Origin of the sequence: Bacillus basilensis, assembly GCF_050630465.1 — a bacterium.
In the GTDB taxonomy this organism is placed as follows: domain Bacteria; phylum Bacillota; class Bacilli; order Bacillales; family Bacillaceae_G; genus Bacillus_A; species Bacillus_A basilensis.
The window spans coordinates 183542-201916 of record NZ_JBNTQO010000006.1 but is presented as its reverse complement, the minus strand read 5'-3'; the positions used below and the strand labels follow the sequence as shown (position 1 = coordinate 201916).

Below are 18375 nucleotides of genomic sequence, written 5' to 3'. Positions count from 1 at the left end.
CATATTGGCCCGTTGGTCAAGTGGTTAAGACACCGCCCTTTCACGGCGGTAACACGGGTTCGAATCCCGTACGGGTCACCACTTCGGAGGATTAGCTCAGCTGGGAGAGCACCTGCCTTACAAGCAGGGGGTCGGCGGTTCGATCCCGTCATCCTCCACCATATAAACTATATGAATAATATTATCGCGGGGTGGAGCAGCACGGTAGCTCGTCGGGCTCATAACCCGAAGGTCGCAGGTTCAAATCCTGTCCCCGCAACCAAATGGTCCCGTGGTGTAGTGGTTAACATGCCTGCCTGTCACGCAGGAGATCGCCGGTTCGACCCCGGTCGGGACCGCCATTTTAATAAGGCTCGGTAGCTCAGTCGGTAGAGCAGAGGACTGAAAATCCTCGTGTCGGCGGTTCGATTCCGTCCCGAGCCACCATTTACTTTAATAAAATACGCCGGCTTAGCTCAATTGGTAGAGCAACTGACTTGTAATCAGTAGGTTGGGGGTTCAAGTCCTCTAGCCGGCACCATGTAAGTTTCGGAGGGGTAGCGAAGTGGCTAAACGCGGCGGACTGTAAATCCGCTCCTTCGGGTTCGGCAGTTCGAATCTGCCCCCCTCCACCATTTACATAGGGGCATAGTTTAAAGGTAGAACTGAGGTCTCCAAAACCTCCAGTGTGGGTTCGATTCCTACTGCCCCTGCCAAATATATTTACACAACATGGCGGTTGTGGCGAAGTGGTTAACGCACCGGATTGTGGCTCCGGCATTCGTGGGTTCGATTCCCATCAGTCGCCCCATTTTTATTTTTAAAATTATAAATAATCTAATTGATACTTACATATAATTAAGTAAGAATTCGATGGGCTATAGCCAAGCGGTAAGGCAACGGACTTTGACTCCGTCATGCGCTGGTTCGAATCCAGCTAGCCCAGCCATTTTTGCGGAAGTAGTTCAGTGGTAGAATACAACCTTGCCAAGGTTGGGGTCGCGGGTTCGAATCCCGTCTTCCGCTCCAATGAAATTTAATATGGCGGCATAGCCAAGTGGTAAGGCAGAGGTCTGCAAAACCTTTATCACCGGTTCAAATCCGGTTGCCGCCTTTTCTTTTGTGCCGATGTGGCGGAATTGGCAGACGCGCACGACTCAAAATCGTGTTCCTTCGGGAGTGTCGGTTCGACCCCGACCATCGGTATCATGAACGGCGTAACATCAAGGCTCTACACTAATTGTGTAGAGTTTTTTGTATTTTCTTCACACGACAAAATAAGCACAAAAAGTGAGTAAACGTAGAACATTATTAACAGAAGATGGTAACCATTGATGAAGAAGCATTGAATTTATTTTATACTGGTTGCCAACTTTGAAATTTAAGACCTCACACAATAAAATGAAGCGTTTATTTGAACGACTGAACGTTAAAAATTGATCCACCTTATTTACTTTTCAAAAGATAAGTATAAAATTTTTCTCGATCAAAGCACATACTATACAGTTGGAGTAAACTGTGAAACACTAAAAGGATAAAAACTAACAGTCGTTTTTATCCCTTTATAAAGAATTGCTCCAACCTGGTGACATGAAGTTAAATCCGACACCACCAGTAGATATTAGCACATGATCAGCTGGTAATTTTGTAATTTCTAAAAACTTCTTTTCAAATTCTTCTCTGTTGTACTTGTACATAGTTGAGTGACACGACCACATTTGCGTTGAAGTACTCAACCAGTCCCCTAATTCCTTTAATTCAGGAAACGACTCAAATTGAATTGGTTCATCTAATTCCATGAATCTCACTTGATAGATAGTTGGGTTTAGTTTTTCTCCTATCCCTTTAAGACCATGTGCTTTTTTCTCATTTGAATGTGTCATAATAACTCTCTCCCATCCTTCTTTCAAATTTGTGGATTCCAAAAAAATTTCTATTTTAATTATACAGCAACAGAAAGTAATTAGGGGGACGTTATGGGAAATTATCCCTTTATCTTATTGTTTAGCGAGAGATAATAAAATAAGAAAAAATAAGAAATGAAATAGGATAAACTTAATTAAGGGAGAGAAATGAAAATAAAAAGTATCAGTTATTTATTGTGATTCCATTTTGGCTCCGTTTCATTTTAATTTATCATGTTTAAAGAAGCTCAAAGATTTTAAAATGCTTAAAATAAAGGATTTTAAGGGGAGCAATTTATATAACTATATAAAATTCACCTAAAAAGACTCAAAATCGTGTTCCTTCGGGGGTGTCGGTTCATCGGTATTGGCGATGTTAGAGTCTTCTTTGCTAAATTATGTTATGTGATTCTAAAATTCGTAATAAACGTAGGAATTCATGTATAATATAACTTGTTGAAAGAACCAAATGATAGTGATTTATATTATGTCTGTAATATGAATCAAAAATGAACTTTTTATATTTCTTTTAAAAATGTGTTGAATACACATTATATTTTATATTAATATTTTTATGTAGATTTAAAACGGGAAAGAGAGTGGAAAGTATGGGTCGTAAATGGAATAATATTAAAGATAAAAAAGCATCAAAAGATGCAAATACAAGCCGTATATACGCGAAATTTGGACGTGAAATTTATGTGGCAGCAAAACAAGGCGAGCCAGATCCAGAATCAAACCAAGCGTTAAGAGTCGTATTAGAGCGTGCGAAAACATATAATGTACCAAGAACAATTATTGATCGTGCAGTGGAAAAAGCAAAAGGCGGTTCAGAGGAAAATTATGATGAGCTTCGTTATGAAGGATTTGGGCCAAATGGAGCTATGGTTATTGTAGATACACTTACAAATAACGTAAACCGTACTGCAGCAGATGTACGAGCTGCCTTTAGCAAAAACAGTGGTAACATGGGTGTAAACGGCTCTGTAGCTTACATGTTTGATGCGACAGCTGTTATCGGCCTTGAAGGTAAAACATCAGATGAAGTTCTTGAAATTTTAATGGAAGCAGATGTAGATGCACGTGACATTCTAGAAGAAGAAGATGCTGTTATTGTGTATGCTGAACCAGATCAATTCCATTCAGTACAATCTGCACTTAAAGGTGCTGGCGTTGAGGAATTTACAGTTGCAGAATTAACAATGCTTGCACAAAGTGATGTAACACTTCCTGAAGATGCTCAAGTACAATTTGAGAAAATGGTTGATGCATTAGAAGATTTAGAAGATGTGCAACAAGTTTACCACAACGTAGACTTAGGAGAATAATACGATAGAAGCCTCTGTTCGTTTAACGAATAAGGGCTTTTTTTATGAGGTTAATTAAGGTGCTGAGTTAGTAAAGGTATTTTGTTGTAGACAGGGGAATATGCTTATAGGGATATGTGAAATTTTCATTATTGCTAGGAGGCGTAATATGGAACATAAAACACCAAAGCATATCGTTGCAGTAGCAGGCTATTTAACCAATGAAAAAAATGAGGTGTTATTAGTAAAGGTACACTGGCGAGCTGATACGTGGGAAATACCTGGAGGACAGGTAGAAGAAGGGGAAGCGCTCGATCAAGCTGTTTGTAGGGAAATAAAAGAGGAAACAGGATTAACGGTGAAGCCTATCGGTATTACAGGGGTTTATTATAATGCTTCTATGCATATTTTATCTGTCGTTTTTAAAGTGGCATATGTGAGCGGTGAAATAAAAATTCAGCCTGAAGAAATACAAGAGGCTAAATTTGTTGTTTTAAATGAAGAGAACATAGATGAGTATATAACGCGTCCTCATATGAAATCCAGAACGCTTGATGCGATGAGAGCAACACATTTTATTCCGTATGAAACGTGGGAAGTGCAGCCATATAACTTAATAGGAAGATTGTAAAGAAAAGAGTAGCCGATTTGAGATACAATCAAATTACTACTCTTTTTTGTATACTGTTTAAGAAAAAGGTCAAAATAATAATAGTGGCAGTATTGATTTTTAGAACGTTTGTTCTGTATAATATATGATGTATTATATACATTTAGATTACTAGATACTCAAAAGTATATATATTTGTAGATGATATAATGAAAGTATAAAGTGAACATAAGGTGTTTTAATAGGGAAGTATAATAGCCTTAAAGTATACTCTGTTATTTGGGCGTTAGCATAATCTATATTCGATATTTCAGATGAATAGTAGATAAAAAAAGACTGTGATACAATACTTTTTTATACCTTACAATGATGTAAGGTACGTGTAAGAGAAATCGATGGGATATTTTTTTGCAACAAGGTATTCTTAAAGTAAGAGTTATACGCTGTGTGGAAAAGAGGTGTTTAAGATGAAAGAACGAGTATTATCTAGGGTGAACTATCATCAAAAAGTTGCATTAAATCCAATGACTAAATTTTTTTATAAAGCCATTATTTTATTATTATTGTTAAGTTTTACGTTATTATTCATTGGAAATGTAATGATCGAGCAGAGTGATATTAGTAAATTACATGTACCGGCTAAGTTAGAGGTGCCAGAATCGTTAACACATGCATTCATTGCAACAGAAGATAAAAGGTTTTATCATCATAACGGTTTAGATTATATAGCGATTATCAGGGCGTCTGTTGAGAATATAAAAGCTGGTGGTGTTGTGCAAGGAGGAAGCACAATTACACAGCAATTATCCAAAAATGCTTTTTTAACGAATGAACGTACATTTTCTCGTAAGTGGAAAGAAATTTTTTACACGAAAAAAATTGAACGCACATTTACGAAGGATGAAATTTTAAAATTGTATGTAAGTAATATTTATTACGGAGAAGGAGCATGGGGAATTGAAAAGGCAGCAAACCTTTACTTTGGTAAAAAGGTGAGCCAATTAACGTTGGCTGAAAGTGCAATGATGGCTGCTGTAGTAAAGGCACCAGCTTATTACTCACCTGCACAAAATTACGATAAAGCAGTTGAGAGACGGAATGTAGTTTTGAGGTTAATGGAGAAAGAAGGCTATATCAATCATGATGAGTATGTGCAAGCAGTTAGTGAGAAATTAGTAATCCGTCATGATATAAAAACAGAGCAGTCGATGTTAAATAATGCACGTGAAAAAGCAGTAAGCTAAGGGAAGTTCCTATATAGGAACTTCTTTTTTTGAATAATTTGTGACAAATTGTGACACAATATCGTCACAAATGTTGTATTTTTGTAATTTATGTGAGCGTGTTCATTGCGTGATATATGTAAGTATTGATATTATGTGTATTGTGTACAATGCTGTATACAGAATATGAATTTAAAGAGGAATGTATATGAAATCATCGAACAAACTCATGGCTCTTGGTATAGTTTTTTCCATTGCAGTATTGATTGTAATCGGAACGATTGCGTATAGCATCATAAATGACAAAAAAGATAAAGGGAATGAGATGTTTGCTTATTCCACACAACAATCTTTAGGGAAAGATGATGCTCCGGTTAAGGTAGTTGAATTTGGAGACTTCAAATGTCCTGCTTGTCGTACTTGGGATGTAACAGTATTACCACGATTAAAAGAAGAGTATATAGATAAAGGTAAAGTGCAGTTATATTTTATTAACTTCCCATTTATCGGAAAAGACTCTGATTTAGGTGCAGCAGCTGGTGAAGCAATTTATAAGCAAGATAAAGATTCATTCTGGATTTTCTATGATGAGATTTATCAAAGTCAAAAGAAAGACACGGAAGAATGGATTACAGAAGAATTACTTCTTAACATTGTGAAAGAAAAGCTTCCGAAAGTTGATGTAGAGCAATTTAAAAAAGATTTACATAGTAAAGAAATGAAAGAAAAAGTACGTAAAGATTCAGATCGTGCTCAAAAATTAAAAGTACAAGGCGCTCCTTCAGTATATATAAATGGAAATCTTGCAAATCCTGATTTCGATAGTATGAAGAAGGCAATTGATAAAGAATTGAAAAAGTGATGAGATACTCATCACTTTTTCGACTTTTTTCGATAAAATTCTTGCTTCCGATTTTTTTACATGCTATACTACTTTACATAAGTTATTCTAATATCTTATATGTATTTCATATTTGCGGGTGTAGTTTAGTGGTAAAACAAGAGCCTTCCAAGCTCTGGTCGAGAGTTCGATTCTCTTCACCCGCTCCAAATTTTATTTAATGTTTTTCTATAAATTGTGATCAACGCAGTGTTTCGTTTCCGAGATAAACGAGGCATTGCGTTTTTTAATGTTTGAAAAGCGTGATTGTATGCGAAAATAGAAGTAAAGAATAGTATTCCAAAAGTGAATTGCTAACCAATAGATTGTTACATAAGGGATGGATTCATCTGAGGAGGCGATTAGGAATGAATTTTGAACAATTAAAGCAAGATGTCATTGCGTATAGTAAAACAATTGGTATAGATAAAATAGGCTTTGCTAGTGCTTCACCATTTGAAGAATTAAAGCAGCGTTTAATCCAGCAGCAACAATTAAATTATCAATCTGGATTTGAAGAGCCTGATATAGAAAAGAGAACGAACCCACAGCTGCTATTGCCTGGTGCGAAATCAATTATTGCGATTGCATTAGCGTATCCTTCAAAATTAAAAAATGCACCATTAAGTAAGCGTGGAGAACGCCGCGGGATTTTTTGTCGTGCTTCTTGGGGACAAGATTATCATCTTGTTTTACGAGATCGTTTGCAAAAATTAGAAGCATATTTAATTGAAAAACTTCCCGATATAGAAGTTAAGTCAATGGTTGATACGGGTGAATTAAGTGATCGAGCTGTTTCGGAGCGTGCCGGTATTGGTTGGAGCGGTAAGAATTGCGCTATTATTACACCTGAATTTGGTTCGTATGTATATTTAGGAGAAATGATTACAAACGTTCCATTCCCACCAGACCAACCGATTGAAGATCAATGCGGGGGCTGTACAAAATGTATTGATATTTGTCCTACAGGTGCTTTAATACAAGGAGGACAGTTAGATTCGAAGAAATGTATTGCATTTTTAACACAGACGAAAGGATTCCTACCGGAAGAATATCGCGACAAAATAGGAAATCGTATTTATGGATGTGATACATGTCAGACAGTTTGTCCAAAAAATAAAGGAATGGATTTTCATAATCATCCTGAGATGGAACCAGATCCTGAGTTAGTTAAGCCGTTATTAACACCACTTTTAACAATTAGTAATCGTGATTTTAAAGAGAAATATGGAATTATGTCTGGTTCATGGAGAGGTAAAAAGCCGTTGCAACGAAATGCGATTTTGGCACTTGCACATTTTAAAGAAGCATCAGCAATTCCTGATTTAATAGGTGTTATGAAAGATGATCCAAGACCAGTACTTCGCGGAACAGCAGCGTGGGCACTTGGGAAAATTGGTGGAGACGGCGTGGGCGAAGCTATTGAAAAAGCGATGCAACGTGAGAAAGACGAAGAGGTTCTTCATGAAATGAATCGCGGACTTGAATTGTTAGCACAGAAAAAAGAGTAGATAATATCTCCCTTTTTCATATTGTAATATGGGGGGGAGACGAAATGGTTGTAAAAATAAATATTGAAAAGCAGGTACAACAATTTTTATCATATATAACAGAGAAACGAACAAATGTAGATGGTATTGCTGAAGATTTATTACAAATAGCACAGAGAAAGAAGCAATTGTTTCAAAAGCGTAATGCACATATAGTGAAAGCAACTGCGGACGTTTCTTTCATAAGACAATTAAATAATAGCAATCATCAAGAAGTTGATTATCAAATACACTTTAAATATTTAATTAAGCATAAAGAATTATTTTATATCGAAGAGGAACAATTAAAACGAAGAGTTTGTTTAAATAATAGCCGGGTAATAGGTGATTATGCTATTGAAGTGCCAGAAGCAGTTGGAATGAGTGAGACATTAGAAAGGGAAATTATAAAAGAGAAGTACGGTTCTTATCAGTATAACCGTTTAGAGGCAGTTAAATATGCGGAACGTTGGTGGGATGATCGAAACCCTGTATATCGTAATTTCCCGGATAATTGTACGAATTTTATTTCTCAATGTCTTCATACTGGAGAAGTACCAATGAATGGATATCCTAATATTCGTAAAGGATGGTGGCAAAGGGAGAATCAGTGGAGTTGGAGCTGGGCTGTCGCACACTCTTTTTATTGGTATTTGTCAGGTGCTACAACAGGGCTTCGAGCAGAAGCAGTAGAAAGACCAGAGGACCTTATTCTTGGTGATGTCATCGCTTATGATTTTGAGGATGATGGTAGGTGGAATCATACGACAATTGTAGTAGCGAAAGACGCAGATGGTATGCCACTTGTAAATGCACATTCAGCAAATAGCCGCCGGCGTTATTGGAACTATGAAGATTCTAGTAAATATACACCACAAATGAAATATAAATTCTTTCATATTATTAATGGGTAGAGATTTTTCGCTCAAGTGGTATAATACGTAGTAGACAAAAAACAGAGGTGAATATCGCGTGGGAGTACATGTTGTTTTATATCAACCAGAAATTCCAGCAAATACAGGGAATATTGCTCGTACTTGTGCAGCAACTGGAACAGAATTACATTTGATTAGACCGCTTGGATTTTCAACGGATGATAAAATGTTAAAGCGTGCAGGATTAGATTATTGGCAGCACGTGAAAATTACGTATTATGATTCAATTGAAGAGTTTTATGAGAAAAATAAAGACGGTGAATTCTTCTATTTAACAAAGTATGGCGAGAAAGCTCATACAGCGTTTGATTATAGTAAACGTGAGAAGGATTACTATTTTGTATTTGGAAGAGAAACAAACGGCTTACCAGCTAATGTAATCGAAGAAAACTTCGATCATTGTTTACGTATTCCAATGACTGATAAAGTGCGCTCATTAAATTTATCTAATACAGCAGCTATTTTAATTTATGAAGCGTTCCGCCAACAAAATTATCCAGGATTAGATTTAGAAATTGTTTATTAAAAGTCGCCATATGGCGACTTTTTTTCTGAAAATAAAAATAAATATGTAATCATACATTTAAAAAAGGGTACATATTCATATAGAATGGGATATATGAATAAAAATAGATCAGACAGGTTGAGATAAATATGAAGGAACAATATCGTAATCAAAATACCTTTTTAAGTATGATAGATATGGATTTAATAAGAAGAGGATTATTACATGCTATTCAAGATTTAGTATTTATTGTGAAAGTTATTGATGATGAAACCTTTAAATATATTTATGTAAATAAGTTAGGTATGGATTATGCAAAGCTAAGTGAAGAATGTTATGGAAAAACTTTTGCAGAAGTATTACCGGAAGATACGGCGGAAATATTGCAAGTGCAATATGCAAAAGTAGCGAGCGAAGCGAAAGCGCATACCTTTTGTGATGTAGTTAGTTTACCAAAGGGTGAGATACATTATGAATCTTCACTTAATCCTGTATTTGACGAAGAAGGAGTATGCCAGTTTATTATTTGTATTACGAGGGATATTACAGCTCAAATTGAGGAGAAGATTGAGATAGAGGAAAAACAAATGTTATTTAAGTCATTACTAGAATATAATAATGACTCTATTATATCTATAGATTCTATAGGGGAAATTACATATGCAAATCCAGCAACGTATGAAATATTCGGATACCGATATGAAGAATTAAATAATAAATTTATTTTTGAATTTATTAATAAAGAATATGAAAAAGATTTTCAAATTATATTTAAAGGGGCTATGCAAGGAAGAGCAAAGCAAATTGTTTCAAAGAAATATGTTCATAAAGAAGGGTACGAGCTCTATATTTCTTTGAGAACTATTCCAATTATTGTGAATGGTGAAATTGTTGGGGTTTATATTGTTACGAGGGATGTTACAAGGCAAGTATTAAATGAGATGAGAACGGAATATTTAGCTTACTATGACCAGTTAACAGGATTAATGAATAGAATTTCATGTACAAATAAGTTAAATGATTTCTTAAATGAGAAGGTAGATTTTGCGTTTATCTTTATAGACTTAGATGAATTTCATCTTATTAATGATACGTTTGGTCATAAAGAAGGAGATAAAGTATTACAAAAAGTTACAGAATGTTTAAGTAGTCTCCAAATAGACGGTATGCACTTATTTAGAGAACACGATGATCAATTTGTTATGTTAATAGAAAATATAACGAAAGAACGTGTAGAGGTAGTTGCAAACAACATACTAGAAAGGATTAGTGAGCATTTTGTAATACAAGAAGAGGACGTGTATTTAAGTGCGTCAATTGGAATTGTAATGGCCCCAACAGATGGAAAAGATGAAAAAATATTATTCCAAAGAGTTGATGCTGCTTTGGAAAAAGCAAAAGAAAAAGGAAAAGGGCATTATCATTTTTATGGCAATGGATTAGATTGTGAGCGTGAACAAAGATTTATAATAGAAAACCAATTACATCGTGCTATAGAAAAAAATGAATTCTTTTTATATTATCAGCCACAAATTAATATTGAAACGAAAAAAATAGCTAGTATGGAAGCCTTAATAAGGTGGGAGAATAAAGAATTAGGATTTGTCCTTCCCAATCAATTTATTCCGCTAGCAGAAAGAACAGGATTTATTATTAAGCTTGATGAATGGGTAGTAAATGAAGTGTGTCAGCAAATACGTGAATGGTTAAATAAAGGATATGAAGTTGTCCCGATCGCAGTTAATATTTCAGCCAGGCACTTTCGCTCTATTACATTAATAGAAATGATTACACGTGCTTTACATAAGTACAATGTACCAGCCCATTTATTAGCGATAGAGGTTACAGAAGGAGCCCTTATACATAAAGATATATCGAAAAGAGTATTGCTACAATTAAAAGAACAAAATTTAAAGATTCATTTAGATGATTTTGGGACAGGATATTCATCTTTAAGTTATTTAAAAACGTATCCAATTGATACTTTGAAAATTGATCGTTCTTTTATGGAAGGAATACATGTAGATGAACGCGATACGAATATTACAGCTGCAATTATTCATTTAGCTCATACTTTAGAATTGAATGTAATCGCAGAGGGAGTAGAAAGAACGGAACAAATACAGTTTTTGAAGGAAAAGAATGTGAAGCTTGTACAAGGTTATTATTATAGTAGACCGCTATCAAAATATGATGTGGAAAATACATATTACAAATGATTGATAAAGAAAAAAGTGATGTGCTAAAAAGCACATCACTTTTTATGTGTACCTGGTTTATCATTGTAACCAGATGTAAAAATGGCTGTAAGAAATGTGAGTGATACACCTAAAATCAATAATAATTTCATACTAATATCCTCCTTACGTTTTCGGTTTATGAATCCTAATTATTATTCGAAATGTATGTAAGGTTCTTGGAAGAAAAGAATTTATTTATAATGAATAGCGGTGTAAAAACTTTAATACCTATATTATACAGAATTTTCTTTGAATTTTGGAGAGAATTTTATATGACTACTATATATTTCATTTTGATTTAAAGAATGTTTGAGGACATCCTAGCATACCTTTTATAATAATCCGATTGAACAAGGAGATGGGGGAGGAGCTATAATGGATATTCTTAAAAAAATTGAACAGCATCGAGAAGCAGAAGAACGCTTACAATGGGAAGGTACGTTTGCGGAGTATTTAGAGCTTGTGAAGGAAAGACCATGGGTGGCTCAAACAGCACACTCTCGCATTTACAATATGATAAAAGACGCTGGAATTGAAGAAGTTGATGGTAGAAGAAAGTATAATTTCTTTAGTAATCAGCTATTTGGATTAGAGGATGCTTTAGAACGCCTTGTAGAGGAATATTTTCATCCATCTGCAAAACGATTAGATGTTAGAAAACGTATTTTATTATTAATGGGTCCTGTTAGTGGAGGGAAATCAACATTAGTTACGATGTTGAAACGAGGATTAGAAACTTATTCAAGAACAGATCGCGGAGCAATCTTTGCAATTAAAGGTTGCCCAATGCATGAAGATCCACTTCATTTAATTCCGCATCATTTACGAGATGATTTCTTTGATGAGTATGGGGTTAGAATTGAAGGGAATCTATCACCATTAAATGTGATGCGTTTAGAACAAGAATATGGGTCAAGAATTGAGGATGTAGTCGTAGAGCGTATTTTCTTCTCGGAAGATCGTCGTACAGGGATTGGTACATTTAGTCCTTCAGATCCGAAGTCACAAGATATTGCTGACTTAACAGGTAGTCTTGACTTCTCTACAATTGCAGAATATGGTTCAGAATCAGATCCTCGAGCGTATCGCTTTGATGGAGAATTAAATAAGGCGAACCGGGGAATGATGGAATTCCAAGAGATGTTAAAATGTGATGAGAAATTTTTATGGCATTTATTATCCCTTACGCAAGAAGGGAATTTCAAAGCAGGAAGATTTGCGCTTATTTCAGCAGATGAATTAATCGTAGCGCATACGAACGAAACAGAGTATCGTTCCTTTATAGCAAATAAGAAAAATGAAGCATTACATTCACGTATTATCGTAATGCCAGTCCCATACAATTTACGAGTTAGTGAAGAAGAACATATTTATGAAAAAATGATTCGTGAAAGTGACGTGTCCGATGTGCACATTGCACCGCACACACTTCGAGTTGCAGCAATGTTTACGATTTTAACTCGATTAAAAGATCCGAAGCGTCCAGATATTGATTTAATTAAAAAGATGCGTTTGTATGATGGAGAAACGGTAGAAGGTTATAATGCGATTGATGTAGAGGAGTTGCAACGCGAATATCAAGATGAAGGTATGAAAGGTATTGACCCTCGTTACGTTATTAACCGAATTTCATCTACAATTATTCGAAAAGAGGTACCTTCTATTAACGCTCTAGATGTGCTTAGATCGTTAAAAGATGGGTTGGATCAGCATCCATCGATTAGTAATGAAGACCGAGAGCGTTATATGAATTTCATCTCATTAGCTAGAAAAGAATACGATGAAATCGCTAAGAAAGAAGTACAAAAAGCGTTTGTTTATTCGTATGAAGAATCCGCTAAGACACTTATGGATAATTACTTAGATAACGTTGAGGCGTACTGCAATAAGTCGAAATTACGTGATCCGTTAACAGGGGAAGAAATGAGCCCAGATGAAAAATTAATGCGCTCAATTGAGGAGCAAATTGGAATCTCAGAAAATGCTAAAAAAGCATTCCGGGAAGAAATATTAATTCGCATCTCTGCTTATGCACGTAAAGGGAAACGCTTCGATTATAATTCGCACGAACGTCTTCGTGAAGCGATTCAGAAGAAGCTATTTGCTGATTTAAAAGATATAGTGAAAATCACAACATCAACGAAAACACCAGACGAAAATCAGCTGAAGAAAATCAATGATGTTGTTGCACGTTTAATTGATGAGCACGGCTATAATTCTTCTTCAGCAAATGAATTATTACGCTATGTAGGTAGCCTGTTAAATCGATAGTTTGATAACAAAACGCTGTCTCTTGTATTTTGCGGGACAGCGTTTTATTATCCGTTCATATGTGTAAAGTGTCATACCTTGTCCAAATATAATAAATTAAGATGCAATTTTATGAATTTATTGTCAATTATTTTTACAATATGCATATGATAGAGTAACCAACCATTCATACGAAAAAAGCCAACACAATACAATATGTTGCAAAGTGAAAATGTGTGCAACAATGCATTGTGTTTCTTTCTTATCGACGGTTAAATGTCATTTCTATTATGTGAGTGGCAAAATTTTGTTTAGGATGCTCGGAGTATTATATGAAAAACGTTATATATGTTTATGGGATGATTTTCGATGGGCAGTTACCTTTCATTCTAGCTGGCACAGTATAAAACAAAATTTTTAGCTTGCTGTTCATATAGGAAGACAATTACAGTAAGGAGGGAAAGAAATGGGTGAAGAAAACCAACCAAATTATACGATTTCACAGGAAAACTGGTCCCTCCATCGCAAAGGATATGACGACCAACAACGCCATCAAGAAAAAGTACAAGAGGCAATTAAGAATAATTTACCCGATCTTGTAACAGAAGAAAGCATTGTTATGTCTAATGGTAAGGATGTTGTAAAAATACCAATTCGTTCTTTAGATGAATATAAGATTAGGTACAATTATGATAAAAACAAACACGTTGGGCAAGGAAATGGTGACAGCAAAGTTGGTGATGTCGTTGCGAGAGATGGATCAGGTGGTCAAAAACAAAAAGGACCAGGAAAAGGGCAAGGGGCAGGAGATTCAGCTGGAGAAGATTATTATGAAGCTGAAGTTTCTATTCTAGAATTAGAGCAAGCGTTTTTCAAAGAGTTAGAACTGCCTAATTTGAAGAGAAAAGAAATAGATGAAAATCGGATTGAACATGTTGAATTTAATGATATTAGAAAAACAGGATTATGGGGCAACATCGATAAGAAAAGAACGATGATATCCGCATATAAACGAAATGCGATGCGTGGTAAAGCATCCTTCCATCCAATTCATCAAGAAGATTTAAAGTTCCGCACTTGGAATGAAGTATTAAAGCCAGATTCTAAAGCGGTTGTATTAGCAATGATGGATACGAGTGGATCAATGGGAATATGGGAGAAATATATGGCACGTAGCTTCTTTTTCTGGATGACGAGATTTCTACGAACGAAGTATGAAACAGTAGATATTGAATTTATTGCCCATCATACAGAAGCTAAAGTAGTTACAGAAGAAGAATTTTTCTCAAAAGGAGAAAGTGGTGGAACAATATGTTCTTCTGTATACAAAAAAGCACTCGAGCTAATTGATAATAAATACTCACCAGACCGCTATAATATTTATCCATTCCATTTTTCAGACGGTGATAATTTAACATCAGATAATGCTAGATGTGTAAAGCTTGTTGAAGAGTTAATGAAGAAGTGTAATATGTTTGGATATGGGGAAGTGAACCAGTACAACCGCCATAGTACCCTCATGTCAGCCTATAAAAATATTAAAGATGAGAATTTCAGATATTATATTTTAAAGCAAAAAGCAGATGTATTCCATGCGATGAAGAGCTTCTTTAGAGAAGAAGCTGGAGAGAAAATGGCATAACCCCTTTAAAAAGGGGTTATTTTTTAGTAAACTTTTTATTTTCCTAGTTGTCATTAAAAATGAAAATCATTATCATTTATTCGAGATGTGATTACATTTTGATTGATATATTTTGGAGGAGATGTAAAGTTGAAAAGAAAATAAATTAGATGTTAATGAGTGGTCACCTTTATTGGAGTAATATCTGTTTTGGATATAATAACCGAAAATTAATATGTTAAGAAATTACAATTTATATAACTTGGAGGAAAGTTTAAAGTGAAAAATAATAAAAGAAAACATATAAATGCAATGTTAATAGCGGCGACGTTGTCGTTGCCATTTGCTACATATTCTACGCCGGCATTGGCAGCTGTAGTAAGTGAAGCAAATAAAGCGGGACATACTTTAAAGGATGGAACGTATGATGTTGTTTTAAAGGCATATAATGAAAAAACAAATGAAGAATCGCGAGCTACAACGTATATAAAAGAACCAAAAGTAACAATTGAGAACGGTAAAAAAATTGTAACAGCTACGCTAAATGATAGTGATTTTTTCCAATATCTTAAGGTAGAAGATAGTCAAAATCCTGGTACTTTACATGATGTGAAAGTACTATCAGAAGATAAGAGAAAAAATGGAACAAAAGTGATTCAGTTCGAAATTGGAGAACTAGGAAAAAGATATAAAATGCAAATGCATATTTTCATTCCATCTATGGGATATGATGAAAAATATCAAGTGCAGTTTGAAGTAAATACAGTTCATGCAGAAAATAACACTGTAGAAGAATCGAAAGAGAAAAAAGAAGAGCAACAACAAGCGAAAAACATAATATCTGATAATAAATTACAACAATATATTAATAAAAGTGTTTTACAACGAGCAGATATAAATGCACCTATTACTGAGGAAGAGGCAGCACAAATTAAAGAGTTGAAAGTATACTCAGGAAAAGGTATCGAGAGTTTAGAAGGTTTGCAATATATGGTGAATCTAGAAGCATTTGAATTGGATGAGTCTAATGTAAAAGATATATCACCAGTATCAAGTCTAAAAAAATTAAAAACAATGAAGTTATATTTGAATCCAATCGAAAATATTGAACCTATTTCTCAACTAGAAAAACTACAATTCTTAACTTTACGTGATAATAAAATTAGTGATTTAACACCATTAAGCCAGTTGAAAAAAGTAAAAGCATTAGATTTGATTGGAAATGAAATCACGGATATTAAGCCGCTATTTTCAATGGATTCTGTAACTAAATTATATTTAAGTAATAATAAAATCAGTGATCTGACAGATCTTGAGAAATTAGCTAATTTACGCTTATTATGGATAGGGAATAATTATATTGATAATTTGACGGAAATTAGCAAATTGACAAATCTTGTTGAACTAGAAGTTGCAAATGCTGAAATAAGAGATCTGACACCATTAGCAAAAATGGAACAGTTACAATCGTTGGATTTAGAACAAAATTATATTTCTGATATTTCACCAATTAGTAACTTAAATAATTTATATTCTTTAAATTTAATAGCGAATGAAATTAGAGATATTAGACCAGTGAAAGAGTTAGCGAAAAAGATTTCTATTAAACTTCAGCGACAAAAAATCTTTTTAAGTGATGGAGTAGTCAATGAATATATAAAAATTCCTATATGCGATTTAAATGGTGAAATCCTTCAAAATATTAGATGGCAGGGCGAGGAAGGAACGCTTAATAATGGATTTGTTCAATGGAATAGTACGGGAGAAAAAATATATGAATTTAATTTAGAAACAGCTCCTTATGAAAAAAAATACTATTCAATGGGACAGTTTACCAAAAAATTGTTGAAAAGCATGAAGATATAAATATTATTCAAGATAAAAATTTACAAAAATTCATTAATAAAAATGGTTTAGGAAGAACGAACTTAGAATCATCTATAACAAAAGAAGATTTATTACAAATTAAATCGTTAAAAATAGTTGATGGGAAAAATCAAGGCATCACAGATATTTCTGGTCTAGAATATATGACAAACATAGAAGAGTTGACTCTAGACAATGTTGAGCTGAAAAATGTGGATTTTATCTCGAGTTTGAGAAACTTGAAGACTGTAAATTTAACTTCAAATCAAATTAAAAATATTGAACCACTTTCAAAATTAGATAAGCTTGAAAAAATAGATATAAATGGTAATAATGTGACGGATATTAAACCGTTGTTTACATTAAGTGCGTTGAAAAATTTAAATGTATCTAATAATAAGCTTAATGATGCATCACTTCAAGAAATTCAACAGTTGAAGAATTTAGATGTATTAAAATTAAATCATAATGAGATTAGCAATGTAGAAGCGATCAGTGAAATAAGTATGTTGAACGAACTTGAATTGGTAGGAAATAAAGTAGTAGATATAACATCATTAAGTAAATTGAAAAATTTACAGTGGTTAGATTTATCCGATAATAAGATTCAAGATATTTCTATTTTTGCTTCAATGCTAGATTTAATTAGCTTAAAGTTACCTGGCAATGAAATTCGTGATATTAGACCGATTATACAATTATCTCAGTGGAGTACAATGGATATTAGAAGACAGAAAATTACTTTAGATGATGTGCAAGTGAACGAAGCTGTGAAGATCCCTGTTCATGATGTAGAAGGAGTACCGCTTGAGGACATTACACTGAAAAGTGAAGGCGGAATTATTAATGAAGAAGAAGGTACGATTACTTGGAGTACTCCAGGGGAGAAAGTATATGAGTTTACGTTTGATGGAAATGATTATTTTGGGTTAGGTATTTGGTTTAGTGGAGAAGTAAGACAAAACGTCGTGGAGAAACTTGAGCCAAAAGTAGATGAAGAAACAACTAAGCCAGTAGCAGAAGAAAAACCAAAAGAAGAAACAGCTAAACCAGTAGTAGAAGAAAAACCAAAAGAAGAAACAGCTAAACCAGTGGTAGAAGAAGAACTAAAAGAAGAAACAACTAAGCCGGTAGTAGAAGAACCAAAAGAAGAAACAGCTAAACCAGTGGTAGAAGAAAAACCAAAAGAAGAAACAGCTAAACCGGTGGTAGAAGAAAAGCCAAAAGAAGAAACAACTAAGCCAGTAGTAGAAGAAAAAACAAGAGAAGAAGCTAATAAACCAGTGGTAGAAGAGCAACCGAAAGAAGACAACAAATCAGCGAAAGGAAATAAATCCAATAAACAAGTGGATAATAAAAAAGAAGAGAGTAAAAACACTTTAGCTGCAACAGGTGGGCAAGAAAGCAATGTATCTTTACTTTCTGGACTAGCATTCGTTTTATCTGCAATGAGTATGTTTGTATTTAGAAAAAAATTATTTAAGAAGTAAATAATATATTGTTTTGTGTATTAAACAATAAGATTT

Annotated in this window: 11 protein-coding genes, 14 tRNA genes and 1 pseudogene; 25 read left to right on the top strand and 1 reads right to left on the bottom strand. The window is 34.3% G+C overall.

Annotated features, from left to right (window positions below; translation table 11 throughout):
- The first annotated feature begins 6 nt into the window (after nt 1-6).
- From ACQVV1_RS15115 to ACQVV1_RS15055, 13 genes are all read left to right on the top strand, one after another.
- Nucleotides 7-81 (top strand) — tRNA-Glu (locus tag ACQVV1_RS15115).
- 4 nt (nt 82-85) lie between these two features.
- Nucleotides 86-161 (top strand) — tRNA-Val (locus ACQVV1_RS15110).
- A 24-nt stretch (nt 162-185) separates the two neighbouring features.
- Nucleotides 186-262, top strand: a tRNA-Met gene (locus ACQVV1_RS15105).
- Between the two features lie 3 nt (nt 263-265).
- Nucleotides 266-341, top strand: a tRNA-Asp gene (locus ACQVV1_RS15100).
- A gap of 9 nt (nt 342-350) precedes the next feature.
- Nucleotides 351-426, top strand: a tRNA-Phe gene (locus ACQVV1_RS15095).
- 18 nt (nt 427-444) lie between these two features.
- Nucleotides 445-520 (top strand) — tRNA-Thr (locus ACQVV1_RS15090).
- 10 nt (nt 521-530) lie between these two features.
- Nucleotides 531-614, top strand: a tRNA-Tyr gene (locus tag ACQVV1_RS15085).
- Between the two features lie 7 nt (nt 615-621).
- Nucleotides 622-695, top strand: a tRNA-Trp gene (locus tag ACQVV1_RS15080).
- 19 nt (nt 696-714) lie between these two features.
- Nucleotides 715-790: transfer RNA gene (locus ACQVV1_RS15075), tRNA-His, on the top strand.
- Nucleotides 791-853: 63 nt separating this feature from the next.
- A tRNA-Gln gene (locus tag ACQVV1_RS15070) sits at nt 854-928 on the top strand.
- Nucleotides 929-933: 5 nt separating this feature from the next.
- Nucleotides 934-1008 (top strand) — tRNA-Gly (locus ACQVV1_RS15065).
- A gap of 14 nt (nt 1009-1022) precedes the next feature.
- Nucleotides 1023-1093 (top strand) — tRNA-Cys (locus ACQVV1_RS15060).
- 10 nt (nt 1094-1103) lie between these two features.
- Nucleotides 1104-1185: transfer RNA gene (locus ACQVV1_RS15055), tRNA-Leu, on the top strand.
- Nucleotides 1186-1541: 356 nt separating this feature from the next.
- On the opposite strand, the gene ACQVV1_RS15050 is transcribed toward ACQVV1_RS15055, so the two are convergent.
- Nucleotides 1542-1862, bottom strand: coding sequence for a DUF3884 family protein (locus ACQVV1_RS15050; protein WP_242255530.1), 321 nt, complete (start codon nt 1860-1862; stop codon nt 1542-1544).
- A 629-nt stretch (nt 1863-2491) separates the two neighbouring features.
- Between ACQVV1_RS15050 and ACQVV1_RS15045 the strand changes: the two genes are divergently transcribed.
- From ACQVV1_RS15045 to ACQVV1_RS14990, 12 genes and pseudogenes are all read left to right on the top strand, one after another.
- Nucleotides 2492-3211 carry a YebC/PmpR family DNA-binding transcriptional regulator gene (locus ACQVV1_RS15045; RefSeq protein WP_000532949.1) on the top strand — a complete coding sequence of 240 codons (720 nt, stop codon included), beginning with the start codon at nt 2492-2494 and terminating at the stop codon, nt 3209-3211.
- 148 nt (nt 3212-3359) lie between these two features.
- Nucleotides 3360-3821 carry an NUDIX hydrolase gene (locus ACQVV1_RS15040; RefSeq protein ID WP_242255528.1) on the top strand — a complete coding sequence of 154 codons (462 nt, stop codon included), beginning with the start codon at nt 3360-3362 and terminating at the stop codon, nt 3819-3821.
- 446 nt (nt 3822-4267) lie between these two features.
- Nucleotides 4268-5044 carry a transglycosylase domain-containing protein gene (locus ACQVV1_RS15035; RefSeq protein WP_016089400.1) on the top strand — a complete coding sequence of 259 codons (777 nt, stop codon included), beginning with the start codon at nt 4268-4270 and terminating at the stop codon, nt 5042-5044.
- A 187-nt stretch (nt 5045-5231) separates the two neighbouring features.
- Nucleotides 5232-5885, top strand: a complete 654-nt coding sequence (locus ACQVV1_RS15030; RefSeq protein ID WP_060629453.1) for a DsbA family protein — start codon at nt 5232-5234, stop codon at nt 5883-5885.
- Nucleotides 5886-5999: 114 nt separating this feature from the next.
- A tRNA-Gly gene (locus tag ACQVV1_RS15025) sits at nt 6000-6073 on the top strand.
- 198 nt (nt 6074-6271) lie between these two features.
- Nucleotides 6272-7414 (top strand): tRNA epoxyqueuosine(34) reductase QueG, encoded by a 1143-nt coding sequence (gene queG, locus ACQVV1_RS15020; RefSeq protein WP_242255518.1) that lies wholly within the window; start codon nt 6272-6274, stop codon nt 7412-7414.
- Between the two features lie 44 nt (nt 7415-7458).
- The gene (locus ACQVV1_RS15015) at nt 7459-8346 is read left to right on the top strand and encodes an amidase domain-containing protein (RefSeq protein WP_275718703.1); all 888 of its coding nucleotides are present in this window, start codon (nt 7459-7461) and stop codon (nt 8344-8346) included.
- A 58-nt stretch (nt 8347-8404) separates the two neighbouring features.
- Nucleotides 8405-8893 (top strand): tRNA (uridine(34)/cytosine(34)/5-carboxymethylaminomethyluridine(34)-2'-O)-methyltransferase TrmL, encoded by a 489-nt coding sequence (gene trmL / locus ACQVV1_RS15010; RefSeq protein WP_000538147.1) that lies wholly within the window; start codon nt 8405-8407, stop codon nt 8891-8893.
- 128 nt (nt 8894-9021) lie between these two features.
- Nucleotides 9022-11091 (top strand): sensor domain-containing protein, encoded by a 2070-nt coding sequence (locus ACQVV1_RS15005; RefSeq protein WP_063225208.1) that lies wholly within the window; start codon nt 9022-9024, stop codon nt 11089-11091.
- A gap of 396 nt (nt 11092-11487) precedes the next feature.
- A complete protein-coding gene (locus ACQVV1_RS15000; RefSeq protein WP_000353280.1) occupies nt 11488-13383 on the top strand; it encodes a PrkA family serine protein kinase in 1896 nt (631 codons plus the stop codon).
- A 445-nt stretch (nt 13384-13828) separates the two neighbouring features.
- A complete protein-coding gene (gene yhbH, locus ACQVV1_RS14995) occupies nt 13829-15004 on the top strand; it encodes a sporulation protein YhbH (protein ID WP_063225207.1) in 1176 nt (391 codons plus the stop codon).
- 258 nt (nt 15005-15262) lie between these two features.
- Nucleotides 15263-18339 (top strand): annotated as a pseudogene (locus tag ACQVV1_RS14990) (leucine-rich repeat domain-containing protein).
- Nucleotides 18340-18375: the final 36 nt, after the last annotated feature.

What these genes read in the sequence shown, in the direction of transcription:
- ACQVV1_RS15050 (WP_242255530.1), bottom strand. Translation starts at nt 1,862, where the DNA reads ATGACACATTCAAATGAGAAAAAAGCACATGGTCTTAAAGGGATAGGA.
- ACQVV1_RS15045 (WP_000532949.1), top strand. Translation starts at nt 2,492, where the DNA reads ATGGGTCGTAAATGGAATAATATTAAAGATAAAAAAGCATCAAAAGAT.
- ACQVV1_RS15040 (WP_242255528.1), top strand. Translation starts at nt 3,360, where the DNA reads ATGGAACATAAAACACCAAAGCATATCGTTGCAGTAGCAGGCTATTTA.
- ACQVV1_RS15035 (WP_016089400.1), top strand. Translation starts at nt 4,268, where the DNA reads ATGAAAGAACGAGTATTATCTAGGGTGAACTATCATCAAAAAGTTGCA.
- ACQVV1_RS15030 (WP_060629453.1), top strand. Translation starts at nt 5,232, where the DNA reads ATGAAATCATCGAACAAACTCATGGCTCTTGGTATAGTTTTTTCCATT.
- queG (WP_242255518.1), top strand. Translation starts at nt 6,272, where the DNA reads ATGAATTTTGAACAATTAAAGCAAGATGTCATTGCGTATAGTAAAACA.
- ACQVV1_RS15015 (WP_275718703.1), top strand. Translation starts at nt 7,459, where the DNA reads ATGGTTGTAAAAATAAATATTGAAAAGCAGGTACAACAATTTTTATCA.
- ACQVV1_RS15005 (WP_063225208.1), top strand. Translation starts at nt 9,022, where the DNA reads ATGAAGGAACAATATCGTAATCAAAATACCTTTTTAAGTATGATAGAT.
- ACQVV1_RS15000 (WP_000353280.1), top strand. Translation starts at nt 11,488, where the DNA reads ATGGATATTCTTAAAAAAATTGAACAGCATCGAGAAGCAGAAGAACGC.
- yhbH (WP_063225207.1), top strand. Translation starts at nt 13,829, where the DNA reads ATGGGTGAAGAAAACCAACCAAATTATACGATTTCACAGGAAAACTGG.